18 protein-coding genes are annotated in these 21,803 nt (G+C 34.1%); 7 read left to right on the top strand and 11 right to left on the bottom strand.

What is annotated here, in order from left to right:
• Positions 1-56: 56 nt before the first annotated feature.
• Together AC061C_RS08685 and AC061C_RS08690 are read right to left on the bottom strand one after the other, a co-directional pair.
• Positions 57-974: a GYDIA family GHMP kinase gene (locus tag AC061C_RS08685; RefSeq protein WP_478290838.1), complete on the bottom strand. Its 918-nt coding sequence runs from the start codon at positions 972-974 to the stop codon at positions 57-59.
• 69 nt (positions 975-1,043) lie between these two features.
• Positions 1,044-2,360, bottom strand: a complete 1,317-nt coding sequence (locus AC061C_RS08690) for a hydroxymethylglutaryl-CoA reductase, degradative (protein ID WP_478290839.1) — start codon at positions 2,358-2,360, stop codon at positions 1,044-1,046.
• 179 nt (positions 2,361-2,539) lie between these two features.
• On the opposite strand from AC061C_RS08690, the gene AC061C_RS08695 reads away from it, so the two are divergent.
• From AC061C_RS08695 to AC061C_RS08715, 5 genes are all read left to right on the top strand, one after another.
• A complete protein-coding gene (locus AC061C_RS08695) occupies positions 2,540-4,711 on the top strand; it encodes a S9 family peptidase (RefSeq protein WP_478290840.1) in 2,172 nt (723 codons plus the stop codon).
• Positions 4,712-4,720: 9 nt separating this feature from the next.
• Positions 4,721-6,265, top strand: a complete 1,545-nt coding sequence (locus AC061C_RS08700) for a peptide MFS transporter (protein WP_478290841.1) — start codon at positions 4,721-4,723, stop codon at positions 6,263-6,265.
• Positions 6,266-6,269: 4 nt separating this feature from the next.
• Positions 6,270-8,075 (top strand): peptide MFS transporter, encoded by a 1,806-nt coding sequence (locus AC061C_RS08705; protein ID WP_417947870.1) that lies wholly within the window; start codon positions 6,270-6,272, stop codon positions 8,073-8,075.
• Positions 8,076-8,119: 44 nt separating this feature from the next.
• The gene (locus AC061C_RS08710; RefSeq protein WP_478290842.1) at positions 8,120-8,578 is read left to right on the top strand and encodes a thioredoxin family protein; all 459 of its coding nucleotides are present in this window, start codon (positions 8,120-8,122) and stop codon (positions 8,576-8,578) included.
• A 109-nt stretch (positions 8,579-8,687) separates the two neighbouring features.
• On the top strand, positions 8,688-9,146 hold the full coding sequence (locus tag AC061C_RS08715) for a thioredoxin family protein (RefSeq protein WP_478290843.1): 459 nt from the start codon (positions 8,688-8,690) through the stop codon (positions 9,144-9,146).
• 3 nt (positions 9,147-9,149) lie between these two features.
• Here the strand turns inward: AC061C_RS08715 and AC061C_RS08720 are convergent, their stop codons facing one another.
• The 5 genes from AC061C_RS08720 to surE form a co-directional block, all read right to left on the bottom strand.
• The gene (locus AC061C_RS08720; protein WP_478290844.1) at positions 9,150-11,186 is read right to left on the bottom strand and encodes a ComEC/Rec2 family competence protein; all 2,037 of its coding nucleotides are present in this window, start codon (positions 11,184-11,186) and stop codon (positions 9,150-9,152) included.
• 70 nt (positions 11,187-11,256) lie between these two features.
• A complete protein-coding gene (locus AC061C_RS08725) occupies positions 11,257-11,778 on the bottom strand; it encodes a C40 family peptidase (RefSeq protein WP_478290845.1) in 522 nt (173 codons plus the stop codon).
• A gap of 29 nt (positions 11,779-11,807) precedes the next feature.
• Positions 11,808-12,920, bottom strand: a complete 1,113-nt coding sequence (gene lpxB / locus AC061C_RS08730) for a lipid-A-disaccharide synthase (RefSeq protein WP_478290846.1) — start codon at positions 12,918-12,920, stop codon at positions 11,808-11,810.
• Between the two features lie 100 nt (positions 12,921-13,020).
• Complete coding sequence (locus tag AC061C_RS08735; RefSeq protein ID WP_478290847.1) at positions 13,021-13,293, bottom strand: hypothetical protein; 273 nt, start codon at positions 13,291-13,293, stop codon at positions 13,021-13,023.
• Positions 13,286-14,065 carry a 5'/3'-nucleotidase SurE gene (surE, locus tag AC061C_RS08740; protein WP_478290848.1) on the bottom strand — a complete coding sequence of 260 codons (780 nt, stop codon included), beginning with the start codon at positions 14,063-14,065 and terminating at the stop codon, positions 13,286-13,288. The genes AC061C_RS08735 and surE overlap by 8 nt, the downstream gene beginning before the upstream one ends.
• Positions 14,066-14,273: 208 nt before the next feature.
• On the opposite strand from surE, the gene AC061C_RS08745 reads away from it, so the two are divergent.
• Positions 14,274-16,451 (top strand): carboxy terminal-processing peptidase, encoded by a 2,178-nt coding sequence (locus tag AC061C_RS08745; protein WP_478290849.1) that lies wholly within the window; start codon positions 14,274-14,276, stop codon positions 16,449-16,451.
• 224 nt (positions 16,452-16,675) lie between these two features.
• Positions 16,676-17,536 (top strand): DNA/RNA non-specific endonuclease, encoded by an 861-nt coding sequence (locus AC061C_RS08750; RefSeq protein WP_478290850.1) that lies wholly within the window; start codon positions 16,676-16,678, stop codon positions 17,534-17,536.
• 81 nt (positions 17,537-17,617) lie between these two features.
• Here AC061C_RS08750 and rodA read toward each other — a convergent pair whose 3' ends face one another.
• The 4 genes from rodA to mreC all read right to left on the bottom strand — a co-directional run.
• Positions 17,618-18,853, bottom strand: a complete 1,236-nt coding sequence (rodA, locus tag AC061C_RS08755) for a rod shape-determining protein RodA (protein WP_478290851.1) — start codon at positions 18,851-18,853, stop codon at positions 17,618-17,620.
• Positions 18,854-18,858: 5 nt separating this feature from the next.
• On the bottom strand, positions 18,859-20,814 hold the full coding sequence (gene mrdA, locus AC061C_RS08760; RefSeq protein ID WP_478290852.1) for a penicillin-binding protein 2: 1,956 nt from the start codon (positions 20,812-20,814) through the stop codon (positions 18,859-18,861).
• Positions 20,811-21,317: a rod shape-determining protein MreD gene (locus AC061C_RS08765; RefSeq protein ID WP_417968934.1), complete on the bottom strand. Its 507-nt coding sequence runs from the start codon at positions 21,315-21,317 to the stop codon at positions 20,811-20,813. The genes mrdA and AC061C_RS08765 overlap by 4 nt, the downstream gene beginning before the upstream one ends.
• The coding region (gene mreC, locus AC061C_RS08770; RefSeq protein ID WP_478290853.1) for a rod shape-determining protein MreC at positions 21,310-21,803 on the bottom strand (494 nt) is incomplete at its 5' end. The genes AC061C_RS08765 and mreC, both read right to left, overlap by 8 nt.

The raw sequence follows: 21,803 nt of genomic DNA on the forward strand, positions 1-21,803 counted from the left end.
TAACTTTTTAGATCCTTGCTCCAAAAAAAAGAGGTTTAATGGTAATAATGATAAGGCTAGCTCAATATCATATCCTCGTAAGCTACAATAGTTTCATATCCTTTGGCAGCAAAATATTCAGCAGGATGGTCCGCAGAAAGCGCCATTACAAAATCGCCACCCCAAGCACCAAGACTTTTAATTATGCCATCAAAATCAGGAAAGAGTGATTCTTTGATGGTTGCCGTTTCTAATAGTATGCTCATTGCAATTTCATGTTTTTGCAGTGCTGTCGCAAAGGATTGGATGGTGTTAGCCTCTAGAACTTGCGCGGTTAAAGCGTTATTGTTACTAATGGTTTCAGCCAAACTATTTTTTTTATTCACTTCGTATGCAGCAATAGCATTTTTGCTACTTTGTTTTCTATTTAGGTAAACAAAGTATAAATGATTTGTAAATGGAGGGTTAAAAGTAACTTGTTCAACAGAAGGAACGCCTTGATCCAAATGGTATACAATAGGAGTGTCATTTTGCGCGCAGGCGATGTCATAACCGCTACCGCCAAAACTGTTTTTAAGCAACGTAAAGGCGTCAATTTGCAGCCACTGCGCAATATTGTTTATCAACGTAGATGACGTTCCTAGTCCCCAGCTTTTAGGAAACCCAAGTTCTGTTGTGATATTATAACCGTTCGAATTTGAAATAAAATCTGGATTTAGTTTGTATGCCTCGTGCAAAATGGTAATCAATGTAACCTTTACCGACTCATTTTCATCAGTTATTCCGCTAGAAATAGTAGCAAATAAAAGGGTGTCTTCAAACCAAATACTGCCATCGGCATCATAACTTTTCCAGATGATTTCATTGTTATTTCCATCTTCAATGATGAGATTTTGACCTTTTTTTGTTGGTAATGCAAAAGCCTTGGCGCCATCAAGAACAAGATATTCTCCCGTGATTAAAAGCTTGCCGTTGCTATAAAATTTTTTTTTCATGTATGCTGAATTTATTTCAGTATCTTTTTCACTCCTTAAAGTCTAGGAACTCTGAGCTTATTCTAAAAATTATTTTCTTAAACTTTCAATATAAGTGACCACAGCATTGTGTGTTACGGGATTTTTCTTGAAATGTTTCTGAATCATGAGGCGTTCTGCATTAGTAGCTTCAAACTGATTGATAATGTTGTTCAAATGCATTTTCATATGTCCTTCCTGAATTCCAGTAGTTGTCAAAGAGCGTAAAGCTGCAAAATTCTGTGCTAATCCGGCCACAGCTACAAACTGCATTAATTCTTTGGCAGATGGTTTTTCCAGCATTTCTAGAGATAATTTTACTAAAGGATGCAACGAGGTTAAACCACCAACAGTTCCTAATGCTAATGGGATTTCCATCCAAAAAGTAAAAGTATCATTTTCGATTTTGGCATGAGAAAGACTCGAGTATTTTCCATTCCTAGAGGCGTAGGCATGTATTCCGGCTTCAACGGCACGGAAATCATTACCCGTAGCCAATACAACGGCATCTACACCATTCATAATTCCTTTATTATGTGTTACAGCGCGATACGGCTCGACTTCGGCGATTTGAACGGCTTGCACAAATTTATCGGCGAATTCTTGTGGATGTAGAATGTTTTTATCTTCCAAGTCAGCTACTGCACATGATACTTCTGCTCTTACGATGCAATTTGGAACATAATTAGATAGAATACTCATCACAACTTCAATCTCTTTTTCCGTTTCTGTGAACAACGTATAATTGTTTGCTTCTGTTTTTAATGTTTTAGAAAATTGTTCCAAACACGAATTGATGAAATTGGCGCCCATGCTGTCTTTGGTATCAAAAGTGGCATGTAGCTGAAAATAATTAGGCAACAAATCGGTTTTGTCTTTTAGAATAATGTCTAAAATCCCACCACCGCGTTTTTGCATATTTGTGGTAATCGATTCGGTTTCTGAGAAAAATTTGTTTTTGTGTTGAGCAAAAAACAAATTCAATTTTGACACATCGCCTTTATAGATAAAATGAACCTGCCCTATTTTTTCGGTATTAATGACGGTAGCTTTAAAACCACCACGTGTAGACCAAAATTTAGCTGCTTTTGAGGCAGCTGCAACCACTGAGCTTTCTTCAATGGCCATGGGAATGGTGCTGTATTTTCCGTTAATGAGAAAATTAGGGGCAACTCCAAGCGGAATATAGAAATTAGTGATAGTATTTTCGATGAATTCATCGTGTAGTTGCTGTAGTTTTTCGTCAGAATTCCAATAGTTTTTCAGCAAGGCAACGGCATCCGCAGGTGTTGAAAAATATTCATTGGCAATCCATTTTATTTTTTCTTCTTTGGATAATTTAGAAAATCCGCTAATAGCCTTGTTCATTCTCAATTAATTATGGTATAACTGGTTGCAAATATACGGTTTTAGCCCTTTTATTTACAATCAAATTTATCGTAGCTCCAGGTTGTTGTAAATGATACTTTTTACATTTAACATATAAAATGACCATTAATTGTAATTTTTTCACTAAAATTGACGGTTTTTATCTTTAAATATTTATCATGCATTCTAAAAAAATTATAACTTTATTTTTGTTCTTATGTTTTACGGTTGTGGGTCAACAAAAAATCACAATTGATGAAATGTATAACGGTTCATTTCGTGCAAAGGGTATGGATGAATTACAGTCCTTGATAAATACAAATCAATACACGGTCTTAAATGCAGACAGACAGAGTAGAAGCATGCAGATTGATTTGTATGATTTTGCAACCTTAAAAAAAGTAGCAACACTAATTGATACTAAGGCACACAAAGAGTTGGCACAGGGGATTGATAGTTATACGTTTGATGCTACCGAAAAATTGATTTTAATTGCTTGCAACACCAATCAAATCTTTCGCCACTCCTTTACTGCAGATTATTATTTGTACGATATCGCCAGTAAAAAATTAAAGAAATTATTCGATTTTCAAGTGCAAGAGCCAACTTTTTCTCCTGATGGAAAAAAAATAGCGTATGCCAAAGAAAATAATCTGTTTGTATATGATGTAACTACAAGAACATCGACTCCAATAACTAGAGACGGACAAAAAAATAGTATTATCAACGGTATTACGGATTGGGTTTATGAAGAAGAATTTGCTTTTGTAAAAGCATTTGATTGGAGCTCTGACAGCAAGAAAGTAGCCTACATTCGTTTTGATGAAAGTCAGGTTCCTGAATTTTCGATGTCTATGTTTGGAAAAGACTTGTATCCTACAATGCAAACATTTAAATATCCTAAAGCGGGTGAAAAGAACGCAGTAGTATCGTTGCATGTTTATGATGTAAGTTCGAATGCAGTGACAAACATAAATCTAGGGAATTACAATGATTTTTACATCGCCAGATTAAAATGGACGAACGATGCCAATACGTTATCAGCTCAAGTTTTGAATCGTCACCAAGATAATTTAGACCTCGTTTTTATCGATGGGAATTCAGGTGCTGTAAAAGTAGTTTTAAATGAAAAAGATAAAGCATACGTTGATGTAACTGATAATTTAACTTTTTTAAAAGACAACAGTTTTATTTGGACTTCTGAAAAAGATGGTTTCAATCATATTTATTTATACGATAAAAACGGAAAACTAAAAAATCAACTGACCAAAGGAGCGTGGGAAGTTACAAATTACTATGGCTTAGATGAAAAGACTAATACAGTTTTCTATCAGTCTGTAGAAAATGGTTCCATTAACAGAGATGTTTACAGAATAGGCCTAGACGGAAAAAGTAAAATTCGTTTATCTCAAAATACGGGTACAAATGCTGCGACATTTAGTCCTAATTTTCAATATTATATCAATACTTTTTCTAGTGCGTCACAACCTACAACCTACACTTTGAACGAGGCTAAAGCAGGTAAACAAGTTCAGGTTATTGAAAATAATGAAGCATTGGCTGTAAAGTTGAAAGGGTATAATTTACCTTCAAAAGAATTTTTTGTTTTAAAAACAGATAAAGGGAATCAATTGAATGCATGGATGATTAAGCCTAAAGATTTTGATCCTACTAAAAAATATCCTGTTTTCATGTACCAATATTCAGGTCCAGGTTCACAACAAGTGAACAACGAGTGGAACAGTACGGATGATTACTGGTTTATGATGTTATCACAACAAGGATATATTGTCGCTTGTGTTGATGGTCGCGGAACTGGTTTTAAAGGAGCTGCTTTCAAGAAAGTGACGCAATTACAGTTAGGAAAATACGAAGTAGAGGATCAAATTGATGCTGCTAGAGTTATAGGGAATTACTCATTTGTAGACAAATCTAGAATCGGTATATTTGGCTGGTCGTATGGAGGATTTATGTCTTCTAATTGCCTTTTGAAAGGGAGTGATGTTTTTAAAATGGCAATTGCAGTAGCTCCGGTTACCAACTGGCGTTTTTATGATAGTGTATACACCGAGCGTTACATGCAGACACCGCAAGAAAATGCAAACGGTTACGATGACAATTCACCAATAAACCATGTGAACAAATTGAAAGGGAAATTTCTTTTGATACATGGCTCAGGAGATGACAATGTGCATGTTCAAAACTCCATGCAAATGATGGAAGCCTTGATTCAAGCCAATAAACAATTTGATTCGCAAATTTATCCAGACAATAATCACGGTATTTACGGTGGAAAAACTAGAATTCAATTGTATACAAAAATGACTAATTTTATTAAAGAAAATTTATAACAGCGCTTTATGACGAACGATGCATTGAATAAGGAAGAATTTTTTGGACATCCAAAAGCGCTTTTTATACTGTTTTTTACCGAAATGTGGGAACGTTTCTCCTTTTATGGAATGAAAGCATTGTTGATTTTTTATCTGACAAAGTACCATTTGTTTTCAGACACTTCGGGGAATTTATTAATTGGTAGTTATGCAGCTTTAGTGTACGCTGTTCCCGTAATAGGAGGTTTTATAGCCGATAGGTATTTGGGATTTAGAAAAGCAATTGTTTTTGGAGGTATAATGCTTGTATTAGGTCATTTAGGAATGGCTTATGAAGGGAATGCCGCCACACAATCCATGACTGGCGAGATCACACGAGACAATACGGCCTTGCAGATATTCTACTTTTCTTTGTCGTTAATAATTGTTGGTGTTGGTTTTCTTAAAGCAAACATCTCGTCATTAGTAGGCGAGCTCTACGAAACAGGAGATAAAAGAAGAGATTCTGGATTTACATTGTTTTACATGGGAATCAACTTAGGTTCATTTTTGGCTACGCTAATTTGTGTTTGGCTTGGTGAAAAATACGGCTGGAGTTATGGTTTTGGTGCAGCTGGAGTCGGAATGTTTTTTGGATTATTGACTTTTATTTCCGGAAGGAAATTATTAATGGGGAAAGGAGAATCGAACAACGCTTCGTTTTTAGAGATAAAATCATTCGGACTTAAAAATGAATGGTTAATTTATGCGGGAAGCGTTTTGTCTACAGTATTGTTTTGGCAAATGGTTCAAAATCACGACGCTGTTTCTTGGGCTTTAAAAATTGCAGGTGGGATTTCTTTTGTATATATTGTTTATTATGCCATTACACATTTAGATGGTAAAGCACGTCATCAATTGATGGCTTTGACAATTTTAATTGTTTTTACCATTGTATTCTGGGCATTGTTTGAACAAGCCTATACATCCATGAATTTATTTGCCGATAGAATTTTAGATAGAACTGTTTTTGGTTATGAAGTTTCTGCTGGACAGTTTTTAAGTTTTAATGCCTTATTTATTATTTTGTTGGCACCCGTTTTCGCTTGGATATGGCCTAATTTGGGAAAATATAATCCTAATACAGCCGTAAAATTTGCTTTAGCATTAGCTTTAGTCGGTTTAGGTTTTGGAGCGTTAGTCATGGGAATAAATCTTTCTGGTACTGGTAAAGTAGCGGCTATTTGGTTGATATTAGCCTATTTTTTACATACTTGTGGAGAGCTGAGTTTATCGCCAGTAGGGCTTTCTGCAGTAACTAAATTATCTCCAACAAAAATTGTTGGGTTTATGATGGGCGTTTGGTTTTTGGCAACAGCCAGTTCAGAATTTATTGCTTCTATTTTAGCAAATATAGCTTCTGTCGATACTTCAAATGGTACAGCGCCAGATTTGAATTTAGCAAAACAGAGTTACTTAGTCCTTTTTGAATATTTATTTTACACAGGACTTGGTTTCGGAGTACTACTGTTAGTACTTTCGCCAATAATAAAAAAATTAATGCACGGAGTAGATAAAGAATTAAACAATTAATAACATGAGTCAAAATACTACAGATCAATTTTTTAAAAGTACCGTTTTAGGACATCCAGCGGGATTATTCGTTTTGTTTTTCACAGAGATGTGGGAACGTTTCTCATTCTACGGAATGCGTTCTTTATTGATATTATTTTTAACCGCTTCCTTTACAGATGGTGGTTGGGAATGGACTCGTGAAAATGCTTCTGCATTATTTGGATCGTATGTAGGTTTGGTTTATTTATCTACTATGTTGGGTGGTTATTTTGCAGATAAAGTAATTGGTTTTAGATGGGCAGTAGTTGTGGGTGCAAGTTTGATGACTTTAGGTCATGCTGCTATGGCTGTTGAAACAGAATTTTCTATTTATCTAGGATTGGTATTATTGGTTTTTGGAAATGGTTTTTTCAAACCAAACATGACCTCTATTGTATCTGAAATGTACAAAGATCGTCCTGAAAAGAAAGATGGTGCGTATACATTGTTTTATATGGGTGTAAATGCTGGAGCGTTCTTTGGGATTTTATTATGCGGTTATTTAGGTGAAAAAGTAGGATGGACATACGGGTTTGGTTTAGCCGGAATCTTTATGTTTTTTGGAATGTTACAGTTTTGGTTGTCTCAAAACATCTTTGGAGATATTGGTTTGAAACCCAATAAAGAAAGCAAAGCAAAAGCAGAAGCTTTGGATACCGATAAAAGAAATCCTTTTTCTCCTATACAATTAGCAGCAATTGCTTTCTCTTCTATTTTAGCTTTGTTATGGTTATTGAACGATCCTGCTTCAAAAATATCAGGTGGTAAAGTAAATGTTTTTGCATTCTTGGGCGAAAATGGTAACGCTATTGCTATTCTTTCAGCACTGGTAGTATTTATTCTTCTTTTAATTTATCGCTTTACTCAGTACTCAAAAATCACTAAAGAAAAATTAATTGCGGTGACATTTTTTGCTTTCTTAACTATTTTCTTTTGGGCTATATTTGAACAATCTCCAAATAGTTTAACCATTTTTGCGAGTGATTATACAGATCGTGTTTTAACGGGTAATTGGAGTGTAGTTTTTTTGGTAATGAATTCTTTGATTACGATTTTACCATTAGTAATTATTACTTGGGTATTAATATTATTATTCAAGCAAACTTTCAAGTTGTATGCTGTTGCCAATATTATTTTGAGCATCAGTTTTGTTATAATTTGGGCAATTGCAATCTGGATGTTAGCCAAAGATTATTACACGGCAGGATATTTAACTTTGTCTGATGAGACGTTGCAAGCACTTAAAATTGATAAAGTAACAACGGCATTGACCGAAGTTCCTGCTACTTGGTTTTCTACTTTAAACTCTTTATTTATTATTTCTTTAGCGCCGTTATTTTCTAAATGGTGGGAGAGTAAATACAATCCTTCAGCCAATTTAAAATACGGAATTGGAATGGGGTTATTAGCGCTTGGAATGGCTTGTGTTGCTTTTGGTGCAAGCGGAATTGAAGCTGGTGCGAAAACTGCTTCTGTAAGTATGATTTGGTTGATTCTAGTTTACCTGTTTCATACAATGGCTGAATTGTGTATTTCCCCTGTAGGATTGTCTTATGTGAGTAAATTAGTTCCGGCTCGTATGATTGCTTTTATGTTTGGTGTTTGGTACTTAGCTGTAGCAATCGGTATGAAAGGAGCAGGTATGTTTGGAGAAAATATTGATAAAATTGCCAATGAACACGGATTGAGTTACTTCTTTTGGATGTTGACCATCATCTCTATTGTAGTTGCTTTATTTTCTGTTGCGATGACTCCGGTTATTAAAAAATTGATGCACGGGGTTCGATAAATTTTAGGCATCATTTTTGATTTTGAATCAATAAAATTATAAATATGAAGAAAATAATAGTTGCTTTGTTATTGTTTGCAGGCTCGTTTGCCGCCGAAGCACAAGAATTAGTTTGGGAAACCAATGTCACTAAGGCAATGGCAATTTCGAATGAAACCAAGAAACCGTTATTGTTATTTTTTACGGGTAGCGATTGGTGCGGATGGTGTATTCGTTTGCAAAAAGAGGTTTTAAAAACACCAGAATTTGCTACTTGGGCAAAGGATAATGTGGTTTTAGTAGAGTTGGATTATCCTAGAAGAGCCCCACAAACTCCTGAGATTAAAAAGCAAAATGAAGAATTGCAAATGGCTTTTGGAATTCAAGGGTTTCCAACCATTATATTGGCAAATGCTACGACCAAAGAGGGTAAAGTTAATTTTGAAGGCATTGGAAGTACCGGTTATGTAGCTGGCGGGCCCACTGCTTGGTTGGCTGTTGCCAATGGCTTTCTTAAAAAATAAAAGTGGTATTTACTTAATTTTTTAAATTATACGGAAGGTTTTTGTATTTTAATTGTCAGGTGTGTTTGTTTTTTGTTATTTTTAGAAAAATATTCCAAAACAACCCCTTATGACTACTAAACTACTATTGCCTTTTTTATTACTTATCTTTTTTAATTCGAACGCTCAAGTTTTTAACTGGATTACTGATGTTGATAGTGCTATTTCAATTAGTAATAAAGAGAACAAGCCTATGCTCTTGATCTTTACAGATGCTAATTCCAGCAAAAGCCCATTGTTTGCTCAAATTTTTAATACATTAGATTTTGCTATTTGGGCTAGAGATAATGTGGTTGCGGTAAAATTAGATTTAACAGATGACGAATCCAATGGATCTTTAGAACGTAGTTCGTCATTAAAAAAAGCTTTTGGAGTGCAGGAATTGCCTACAATTTGCTTTGCTAAGGCAAAAATTAGAAAGGAAAAAATTAATTACGAATTAATAGGTAAAATTGGTGTTAAACCTGGAGGCGTTAAATCTTGGATTGCTGATGCAAAAATAGTTTTGGCTGGACCTGTTGAAGAATAATTTTTACTGTAATTTATAAAATCCCTTTTCAACAGTTGCGTGAAAAGGGATTTTCTTTTTCTCGCAACTTGACTTCCATACTTTTTGAATGGTTTTGTAATTGGAGGCATCAGCTACAATTATTTTTGGCTGTAGGGTCATTATTAAACGATCTAGATTTATTTTAGTAGAATGGGTTAATATGACAACATCTGGATTGATGTTTTTTGGATAAATGCCTGAACTGTCAATAATGAAAATCCTTTTCCCGTTAAAATAAAAAAAGTTTTGTAATTTTTTTTTCGTTTCAATAACACTTAAACTGCCTATACGGTAGGAGGTTATTGTGTTGTTTTTTTGAATGTTTTTTAAGATGCTATCAGTAGCATAAACCGTTATGTTTTGCCCATTTCTCTCTGTGACAATAGTGTTCTTCTTGACATTAAATACAATCAATTCTTGTTCATTTTGTATTTCCCACTGCTTGCTTAAGCAACATATTTGTACTGTAATGATAGCAATTAGCATTAACGCTAGTTTGTTAAAAGTGGGTTTTTTTATCCAAACGATAACAGTTGTAATGACAAAGTAACTGCCCACCATCACAGAATAATGCAAAGGGATATCATGAATTATAAATTGTTCAAAAGATGCAATTGAATTGATAATTTTATTCAAGTAAAATATGCTTTGTTCTAATAATTGAGAGAGGAACAAAGGAATGCTGTTTAACGCTGCTAAAGTAATCACTACAACACCCAAAATCATTATAATACTTAATAGCGGAATTACCACGAGGTTGGTGATAAAAAATAGTCCGGGAAATTGATGAAAGTAATAAATACTTAGCGGTAGTGTTCCTAATTGTGCTGCGAATGAAACAGTAAGAATGTCCCAAATGTATTTTGTAATTTTATGTTGCGGTATCCAAATCGAGGCTAATAGCGGTTGCAGCCAAATGATAAAGAACAAGGCCAAATAGCTTAATTGAAAACCCACATCAAAAAGGAACGATGGTTCGAAAAGCAAAATCAATAACATGGAGACAATTAAAGTATGGTAAATATTATCGCTACGACGTAAATGATTTCCTATGGCCACAAATGAAAACATAGTCACGGATCGAACAACGGAGGGTGCTAAACCTGCAAGAATCCCAAAAGTGAACAAGCAACACAGAATAATTAGTAATTTAATAAAAGAGCCGCGTTTTGTATTAGGAATGGGTCTTAATATAAAAGTTGCAAAAATTAAAATAAAGCCAATATGTAATCCTGACACGGATAAAATATGTACGGCACCAGCATATTGGTAATCCCGAATAATATCTGGGTCAATATCTTGTTGTTGTCCCATTATTAAAGCTACTGCAACGTTTAATTCTGTTTTATGGAAGTTATTTTTTTCTAAATTATGAATGATTCGTGCTCTTAATTTTGAGGAATAATACCAAATGTCTTTCTTAATTTCTGAACCAATTTTTATATCAAGTGCATCAGCATACAATTGCGCATAAATTTGTTTATTTTCTAGATATTTGCTGTAATTAAACTGATATGGATTGTTAGGAGGCCTATTTTTAGACAAAACAGATTTAATTAGTAATGGTGTTCCAATTTCGAATTTTCGATGCAAACTGTCCTTTTGTATGTTCAAAATAATCCTCCCCGTTTGCCTTTCTTTACCTATAGTGTTAATCTCTGCTATGTAGCGATCACTAAAGGCATTACTTTTCAGTTTTTCACGAATAGTGAGGGATATGGGACTCGGTTTTTCAAATATTGTAGTATTGTGGATGTAGTTGCTTTTTTGGTAGCGATGGGTATGAATTATTTGTGTTGAAATTCCGATTATAAAAGAGAGTACGTAAGTGGATAGACCAAAGTAAAAAGTATACCGACTATTTTTTTTAAACAAAAGGAATAATACTCCAAAAGCGCTTATGGATGTGGCTAGTAAAAAATAATACACAAAGTCCTGTAGGGGAACGTAATTGGCATAAAGGATGCCTATTACAAAACCTAATGTTATTCTTGTCAACGGAAAATGGAGTACTTTCATGTATCTAAAGTACGCATTTTTAGTAAGAAACAACTTTGTATTTTATGTGTGGTTTATGAATTTCCTTGTTTTAAAGGATTCGATTCAATTGCGCAAAAGTTTTTTTGTAATACGGTTCTTTTGTAGAGGAAATAATTACACCTTTTGAAGTAGAGGAATGAATAAATTTTATCTCAATATCAGTAGCTTCAATAACAATTCCCACGTGGTTTATTTGTGATTTATTGTTGGTTTTAAAAAAAATTAAGTCTCCTTTTTGAATTTCATCCCGATTTGGATCTAAAACGGTGCCTACTAATGATTGCAGATAAGAGTTACGAGGCAATGTTATATTTTGCAGTTCGAAAACGTGGTAAACCAAACCTGAACAATCAAAACCTGCAGCGGTTGTGCCACCATACTTGTATTTTGCTCCTAGATTTTCACTCGCTTTTTCAACAAGTTCTTCGGCTTGCCGATTAGTTTTTCTTTTGGCTCCCTTTACTATTTTTTCATTTTTGAGTTCTGTTTTTTTAGAGGTGACTATTGGACTACTCGATTTACAAGCCGAGAAAAAAATAAGAACTAGTAGTAAGCCTGTAAAATGTTTCAAAAGAGTTTTTTTTGATGAATAGAAACGTGTTATTGTAAATCATTAATAATCAATGCAGCTGTTTTTTCACTCGCACCAATTCCGCCTAATTTATTTTCTAATAACGCATATTTTTCTAAAAGCGTATTCCTATGGTTTACTTCTAGTATTTTTGTCAATTCTTCTCTAATGCGTTTTGTGGTGCATTCTTCTTGAATTAATTCTGTGACCACCTCTTCATCCATTATTAAATTTACTAATGAAATGTATTTGAGTGTAATGATTCGTTTCGCAATTTGGTAGGAGGCCCAACTGCCTTTGTAACATACAACTTCTGGAACTTTAAAAAGTGCCGTCTCTAGAGTTGCAGTCCCAGAGGTAACTAATGCTGCAGTTGAATTTCGTAATAAATCGTATGTTTTATTGGAGATGAATTTTATGTTTTCCTGCGAAATAAAATCTTTATAAAAATTAAATTCTTGACTTGGAGCGCCAGCAATTACAAATTGGTAAGCAGGAAAATCATTAACAACGCTTAGCATTACAGAAAGCATTTTTGTAATTTCTTGTTTTCGGCTTCCTGGTAAAATGGCGATTATTGGTTTTTGATCCAACTGATTTTCTCTTCTAAAAGTAGTGGCATCGATTGCAGGCTGATTTTGAATAGCATCGATGAGCGGATGTCCAACGAACGCAACAGGAAAGTGGTGTTTGTCTTCGTAAAATTGTTTTTCGAAAGGCAAAATCACGTACATTTTATCAATATCCCGTTTGATAGCGCTTATTCTACTTTCTTTCCATGCCCAGATTTGTGGAGAAATATAATAATGTGTTTTCATTCCTAATGCTTTAGCCCATTTTGCAATGCGCATATTAAAACCAGGATAATCGATAAAAATTAATACATCAGGCTGAAACTCTAGAATGTCTTTTTTACATATTGTGATATTATTTAAGATCGTTTTTAAATTAAAAATCACTTCGATGAAACCCATAAATGCCAACTCTCGATAGTGCTTAACAAGAGTGCCGCCTTCATTTTTCATCAAGTCTCCACCCCAAAATCGAATGTTGGCATTGAGATCTTTTTTGTATAATTCTTTCATCAAATTTGAACCGTGCAAATCTCCAGACGCTTCACCTGCGATAATATAATATTTCATGCTTTATTGATTAGGAATTTATGAGTAGGATAACAAACCAGTCACGTTTTTGTTTTTGTATCGTTATTTTGCAATCGCAAAGATAAACTTATATTATTTCTTAAATAAATAGGGTTAAAAAAGTCATCGTTATCACTGCTAAAACAACACCTCGTGCCATTGTTTCTCTATTTAATTTTAGCAAAACTCCGAAAGTTATTAGTGTCAAAATGGTTCCCAAGGTTATGATTTTACCAAGCTTTCCTTGCGAATGCATGATTTGGATTCCGGCTGTAAAAGTAAAGTCAGTGAAAAGAGTTATAAAAATATAACTACCCAATAAGGTTGTAACAAATCCTAGGATAAACCCAAAAAACAAGTCTTTTTTATTCATTCCATTTCCAAGTGTTAAGTTCTTGTATCGTGTGATGGGCCGTCAAGTCAAATTGCACGGGTACAACCGATATGAAATCATTTTGTAGCGCCCATTCATCGGTATCTTCTCCCTTGTCTTGGTTTACAAATTCTCCTGCAAGCCAGTAATAGTCTTTTCCTTGAGGTGTTTTTCGCTTGTCAAATTTCTCTACCCAAAGCGCTTTAGCTTGACGACAAATTCTGATTCCTTTAATTTCTGATTCTTTTAACTTAGGAAAATTCACATTCAAAACGACACCATTAGGCAGCCCGTTTTGTAAAACTTCTAAAGTTATTTTTCGGATAAAAGATTTTATGGTTTCAAAATCGGCGTTCCAGTCATAATCCAATAATGAGAAACCAATAGCAGGAATTCCTTCTATGCCTGCTTCAACGGCTGCGCTCATTGTTCCAGAATAGATCACATTTATAGAGGAATTGGATCCGTGGTTTACTCCAGAAACGCAAAGATCCGGTTTGCGCTTTAGGATTTCATTTACAGCAAGTTTTACACAGTCAACCGGTGTTCCAGAGCAACTGTATTCTAAAAAAGGATCAGTCTCTTTTGAGATTTTATTGAGATATAATGTACTATTTATAGTAATGGCGTGTCCCATAGCGCTTTGTGGTTTGTCTGGTGCTACCACTACGATTTCGCCAATTTCGGACATAACTTCGATTAAAGCACGTATTCCTGGTGCAGCAATACCGTCATCATTGGTAATCAAAATTAAAGGTTTGTTTTTTTTCATCATTAAGAGTTCAAAAAGAGATAGTATATTTATTTTTTGTAAGACAAATGTAACTACATGTATCTGAATTTATAAACAAAAAATAAAAATAGTTAATGTTGTTTTATTTAAGTTAAAAGGAAAGAACATTTTTATATCTTTAACAAAAATTTATGCGAGTTATGCCACCGTTGGCACAGTTTTTACTGTACTTTAGATAAAAAAATTCATGAATACTATTGTTACCTTTATGAAAAGAAATTATAAAATACTTCTAGTTGTTTTAGGCCTATCGGTTACACTATTTGCATTCAAAATGAATGGTGCAAAGACAACAGATCCAGAAAAAGATAAGTTGCTATTAGAGTTGTTGACTTTTGTTATAGAGAAAGGACATTACAGTCCATCGACTATTGATGATGCCTTTTCTAAAGGTATTTATAAAGATTATATTCAAGCTTTAGATCCTTCTAAACGTTTCTTTTTGCAATCGGATATCGATGAATTTTCAAAATATGAACTACAATTAGACAATCAGTTGTTGAATAAAGATTTGAGTTTTTTCAATCTAACGTACGACCGTTTGGTGAAACGTATGGAAGAAAGTACTAGAATTTACAATAGTGTATTAAGCAAGCCTTTTGATTATGCTGTTGATGAAAGTTTTAACATAGATTACGAAAAAGCGCCGTATTCTAAAAACGCAGCAGAGCTTAATGACAAGTGGCGCAAGCAAATTAAATTATCGACACTTTCTTCCCTAGTTGATAAGCAAAAGCTTGAACAAGACAAAAAGAAAAATGACCCCACGTATCAAACGAAGTCTTATTATGCTTTAGAAAAAGAAACTAGAGAAAGTTCTAAAAAAGCACTTGATGAATATTTTGGTTTTATCAAAGATTTAGATAGAAATGATTGGTTTTCAGTATACATTAATTCCATAACCGCTCGTTTTGATCCGCATACAAATTATTTTGCAGCAGAAGAGAAAGAACGTTTCGATGTAAGTATTAGCGGTAAACTTGAAGGAATTGGTGCTCGTTTACAAAAAAAGAATGATCTTACAGAGATTTCTGAACTTATTTCAGGCGGTCCAGCCTGGAGAGGAAAAGAGTTAGAAGCTGGAGATTTAATTATGAAAGTTGCTCAAGGCAAAAGCGAAGCAGTTGATGTAGTTGGAATGCGTCTGGATGATGTTGTAAAGAAAATTAAAGGACCAAAAGGTTCTGAAGTGCGTCTTACGGTTAAAAAAGTAGATGGCACTATTAAAATTATTTCTATCATTAGAGACATCGTTGAAATTGAGGAAACGTATGCTAAGTCTAGTATTGTAAACAAGAACGGATTAAAGTATGGCGTCATTTATTTACCAAAATTCTACATTGATTTTGAAAATAAAGACGGTAGAGATGCAGGTAAAGATATCGCATTAGAAGTGAGTCGATTGAAAAAAGCTGGAGTCAACGGTATTGTTCTTGACGTACGCGATGATGGTGGTGGATCGTTGTCAACAGTTGTTGATATTGCTGGATTATTCATTGAACAAGGTCCTATTGTTCAAATAAAATCTGCGGGTATTAGAAAAGAGGTGCTGTATGATCGAGACAAAAAAATTGAGTGGGATGGTCCTTTAGTGATTATGGTGAATAGTTTTTCAGCATCAGCATCAGAAATTCTCGCAGCAGCCATACAAGATTATAAAAGAGGTATAATCATTGGTAGTAAACAAACTTACGGTAAAGGTACGGTTCAAAATGTAATTGATTTAAATCAGTTTGTAAGAAGCAATGCAGTAGGCGACCTTGGAGCTATTAAAACGACTACTCAAAAATTTTATAGAATAAATGGTGGGTCTACACAATTAGAAGGAGTAAGCAGTGATATTGTTATGCCAGATCGTTATACTTATTTAAAAATGGGGGAACGTGATATTGATAATGCTATGCCTTGGGATAAAATTGATCCTACTGATTATACTATTTGGAACAACAATTCTAATTTTAATCAAGCCATTACAAATAGTAAGAATAGAATTAGTATTAATCCAAACTTCCAATTAATTGAAGAAAATGCAAAATGGATTGATAGTAGAAGTGAAGAGAATGTGTATAGCCTAAACATCGATAAATTTAAAGTTGCTCAAGCGGATATTGAAGAGAAAGCTAAAAAATACAAACCACTTGTAAACTATAAAAGCACATTGAGTTTTTCTTCTTTACCAAATGAAATGGAGGCTATGAGTAAAGATGCCTCATTAAAAGAAAAAAGAGACAGTTGGCATGAGGCTTTGTCAAAAGATATTTATATGGAGGAAGCAATAAATGTTTTGGATGATTTGCAACCAAGATCAATGTCTGCAAAAGATATACCAGTTAAAATTAAAAAGGATAAATTGGCTAAATCATAAATAGGCATTGTTTAGTAAGATATAACATTTAGTAAAGCAAAACGCTCCATAAATTCACTGAGAATTTATGGAGCGTTTTTATTTTGAAATTAGGATAAATAAACTTTTTAAATAAGTAAATTGATAGTATTAAAAATGAAATTGAAGGTTGGTTTTTGAGAAATTGACAGTAATTCTTAATGTGATATGCGTATTTATAATAGAAATAATTAATAGAATCAAATATGAAATGGAAGTCTTTTGGTAGCGCAGTTATTTTTAGCAGTATTGTTTTATTCATATCCTCTTGCAAAAAGGAGGAAGTAACAAATCTGTCAAAAGATAATGTGAGTAGCGGTCGCCCTTTCACTATTGATAGTAGCGCGCTTGTCGAACCTAAAACAGATAGAGCAACAACAAGAGCGTTAGTTTTTGATTTTTTGCCTGTATCTACCACCAATCAAATAGTAAATCATCAGTATTATTCTTTATCCTATAATGAAGAGTATGAACAAGCAGAATGGGTTGCCTATGAGTTGAAAAGTAGCTATGTTAAAAACAATAATTTCAAACGCCCTTTTTTTATTAAAGACATCAAAGTTAAGACTGGTTCTGCTGACTGGAGAAATTATAAAAAGTCATCATTTGATAAAGGACATCTTTGTCCAGCGGGTGATATGGAATTTGATGTAAATGGATATAATGATACTTTTTTGACGTCCAACATTGCACCGCAAGAGCATAATTTTAATAATGGAGTATGGAATAGGTTAGAGCAGAAAGTGAGGTATTGGGCAGTTAAATATGATGGTCTTTATGTGGTGACAGGTGGTGTTTTAGAACCTAATTTGGCAACTATTGGTAAAGAGAAAGTGGCTGTTCCTAAACTGTTTTATAAAATAGTGCTCAGCAAATCAGAAAAAAATTGCATGATGATAGGGTTTTTAATCCCCAATAAAGAAAGTAACGCACCTTTATATCAATTTGTGGTATCGGTAGATGCTATCGAAAAAGTAACGGGTATTAATTTTTTTCCAAAATTGAATGACGTACTCGAAAGTACATTAGAAAAAGGAAGTAGTTATAAAAACTGGAGTTTTGAGTAATCTAGTTTTAGTTTTTAGCGTTCAGTAGTAAGCGTTTGTTCATACCCTAATCGCATTTTTTGTGTTTTAAAGAGCTAATTTTTACCATTCGTTTACTTTATTTGCATCCATTTTGATAAAAATAAATAGTAAAATTGTAAAGCCCCAAAGTCCAGACCCTCCGTAAGAGAAAAATGGAAGTGGAACTCCAATAGTTGGGAAGATGCCTGAAACCATGGCAATATTTACAAAGAAATGGGTAAATAAAATTCCTGCAACACAGTAGCCATAAACCCTACTGAATTTTGTTTTTTGTCGTTCTGCTAAGTAAATTATTCTGAGTAACAATCCTGCAAATAGCGCCATTACAACTAAGGAACCAGCAAAACCCCATTCTTCGCCTACTGTAGTAAAGATATAATCGGTGTGTTGTTCTGGAACAAATCCTCCTTTGGTTTGTGTGCCCTCGAGGAACCCTTTCCCTAACCATCCGCCTGATCCAATAGCTATTTCAGATTGATTGGTATTGTATCCCGATCCACTCATATCTACAGATTTCCCCAATAGGATGTTAAATCGGTCTCTATGATGTTGCTTGAAAACGTTATCAAAAATATAATCTACAGAAAATACAAATCCTGATATTAGGACCAAAAGAATACTGCTAACTACTATGTTTCTATCCGCTAATCGGGATTTAAAATGCACTAATACTAAAACAAGTAAGGCAGATAATATTACATATTGTGGTTCCAGAATTAAGGTTAAAACAAATAATAGTACGGTGATAAACCCAGTCCAAACATACCAGGACGGAAGTCCTTCGCGATATAAAACGATAATGAATATACTATAAATTAAAGCACTTCCTGGATCTGGTTGTGGTAGTATAAGTAAAACTGGTAATAAAAGGATAGCAAGTGCTTGTACTTGCCTATTCGTTTCTTTGAGATTTATTTGTGTATCACTTAGAAATTTTGCTAATGCTAATGATGTTGCTGCTTTCGCAAATTCAGACGGTTGTATGGTAAAACTTCCTATTGCATACCAGCAGCGCTGTCCTGCAATCGTTTTTCCAAATAAGAATAGTCCTGCCAGTGTTAGCAGGGATAGTCCAAATATAATTGTAGCGTATTTTTCATAAAATTTCCCATCAACAGACAAAACAATAAATATTAAAGGTATGGTTAATACAATAAAAATTAATTGTTTTTCATAGGTATCCTCCATGGAAGAGAGTGACGAGGAATAGATGTTGAGCCATCCCAAAATAACCAATAAAGCATAGATTATAATGCTTATCCAGTCAATATTATTGGCTATGCTTTGGTTTTTCATTTTATTTAAATGGCTTGTTTGTTCGTTTTAGTAGTGTCTATTTTTGCTTTGACTGCAGGAATTGCTGTTTTCTTTTTTTGGAGTGAGTCAGCAATGCGTAGTTGTAATTTTATGGCCTCTGACAATCCTCCTAATTTAGCATAACGGCTTTGTAAACTTGTTGCAAGTACTCTTTTTTCTAGATCAACTCTAGTTATTTTTTGACGAAGGTATTTTTCAATTAGTAAACTGGCAATAGGTCCAGCAATTGCAGACCCGAATCCACCATTTTCAATCATTACAGCAATGGCAATTTTTGGATTTTCCATTGGTGCAAAAGCGACAAAGATAGAATGATCCTCCATTTTTACGCGCATCCCACCAATTTTGGCATAATTTTCTGCGGTTCCAGTTTTCCCACAAATAGTAATACCATCCACTCGCAGTGCACTTGCTGTTCCTAAGTTATACACATCAAACAAGCCGCTAATCATGGGTTTGAAATGTTTTTTATCAATAGTGGTAACGTGTTTAGTTGTGAATTTTTCATCAATTTTATGACCTTCTATTCTTTTGATAATATGAGGGGTGTAATAATAGCCTTCATTAGCGACCGTTGCCATCATGTTTGCTAATTGGATAGGTGTCATCAGTACCTCTCCTTGACCAATAGCATTAGATATGATCGTTGTTCCTCGCCAACCACCATTAGGATACACTTTTTTATATGTTTTTGAATCTGGGATGTTCCCTTTTTTACCTGTAGGTAAATCATAACCCATAAATTGACCCAGACCAAAACTTTTTACGTGATTGGACCAAATGTCTACTGAAATAGCAGGTTTAGCATATTTGCCAATTGTTTTCAAATAGGCATTCGAGAAATAAGCGTTACACGATTTGTAAATTCCATTGTGTAATTGTAGTGGTCCAAATGATTTGCAGTGGCATTTTTGAAAACGACCTCGGCCATAACTAAATCCACCGTTGCAGAAGAAAGTGGTCTGCTCATCGACTACACCTTCCTGCAATGCTATAAGACCAGTAAGTATTTTAAATGGAGATCCTGGAGGATACTCGGCAAGTAATCCACGATCATACAACGGTTTTGCTATGGAGTCGCGGTATAATTGGGTATAGTTTTTAGAGCGCTGTCTTCCAACTAGTATTCCTGGATCATAGGATGGAGCGGTGACTAATGCCAATATTTCACCACTACTTGGTTCAATGGCAACAATCCCACCTCTTTTGTTGATCATTAATTCTTCACCGTATTTTTGGAGTTCGGCATCTAGAGTTAGATTGATATCTTCTCCTTGTACCGCAATGGTGTCGTATTTTCCATTTTTATAGGAACCTATTTCACGGTTAAATTTATCTTTTTGAATGTATTTGACGCCTTTAATTCCGCGTAAAAGATCTTCGTAACTTTCTTCAACTCCCTGTCTTCCTATTAAGTCGCCACTATTGTAATACGGATTTTTAGCAACCAGCTTTTCATTTACTTGAGTGATAAATCCAAACACATTTGCACCAAAAGCCACTTCGTAGTCACGTAAGGAACGTTTTTGAAAATAGAAGCCTTCATACTTTCTTATTTTTTCTTGAAAAGCAGCAAATTCGCTTTTATTCAATTGTGGTAAAAAAACAGAAGGTAATCGCGGACTGTAAACCGTAGCTTTCTCTATTTTTTTTATAAAATCTTCTTTGGTGATGTTTAATAGTTGACAGAATTCTAAAGTATCTGTATTTTTTACCTCTCGAGGAATAACCATAATGTCATAGGAAGCTTGATTGGCAACCAATAGCTTTCCTTTTCTGTCATAAATGTAACCGCGTTCTGGATAATCGTATTTTTTTTTAATGGCGTTGTTTTCGGACTTTAGCTTTAAAGTATCGTCAACAATTTGCAAATAAAAGATGCGAACCACAAGCAAAGAGGTTGCTAGAATGATTAAAGAAGGCAACAAGACTTTTCTCATCTTTTGTTTGGCTTAATAAGGTAAATGATAATAATACAAATAATTAGTGTAAAAACAGTGCTCAATACAGTTCTGAGTAATACATCAAAAATTAGGCTAAACTGGAAAGCTTCTAATAAAAATAGTGTAAAATGATGTATGACTATTGATAGTAAAATAAACGAGAACCGCTCAGGGGTTAATACGTCATTTAATTTTACCGTTTGATACTCATAACTTAAACCAAATGAGAATTTAAAAATAGATGTTCTAAAATAGGCTAGGAGCAAACAGGCAGTTGCATGTATCCCTCCTGAATTACTGAACATATCCATCATAATACCGAGTAAAAAACTAGCTACCACAAGACCTGTCTTGTTCCCATTGACAGGATACAGTATGATGAATAATAAATATGGAAAGGGACTGATGTAGCCCAAAAAATTCATATTGTTGAATATGATAATTTGAAATGCTAATAATAGAATAAATCGAAAAATATTGACTAACAATGCGCTATTCATCTTTACCCTTTTTTTCTAAATTAGTAATCTCTTCTCGATCTTTATTTTTGATGATATACACATGGCCTAAGTTAGTCATGTCATTAAACAGTCTCACAGTTATCGTGTAATAATTTGTTTGATTGTCTATTTCTATCTTGTCAATTGTTCCAATATTGATATTTTCTGGAAAAATTACAGATTGTCCACCAGTAACAATGGTATCTCCTTTTCGAATTGCAGCTAATCGTGGTACATCGACCAATTGAACGAATCCGGTACTTTTACCGTTCCAAATTAAAGAACCAAAATGATTTGATTTCTTGATTTTGGCATTGATTTGTGATTTTTTGTTTAAGATACTAATGACAGTAGCGTAATTAGGAGAAGTGTTTTCAATAATACCAACAATTCCCAAACTGTTTATTACGCCCATATCTGGTTTAATACCTTCTAACTCACCCGAATTTAAAGTTAGATAATTTTCATGTACATTATAGGAGTTGT

It is taken from the genome of Flavobacterium sp. GNP010, assembly GCF_056428945.1.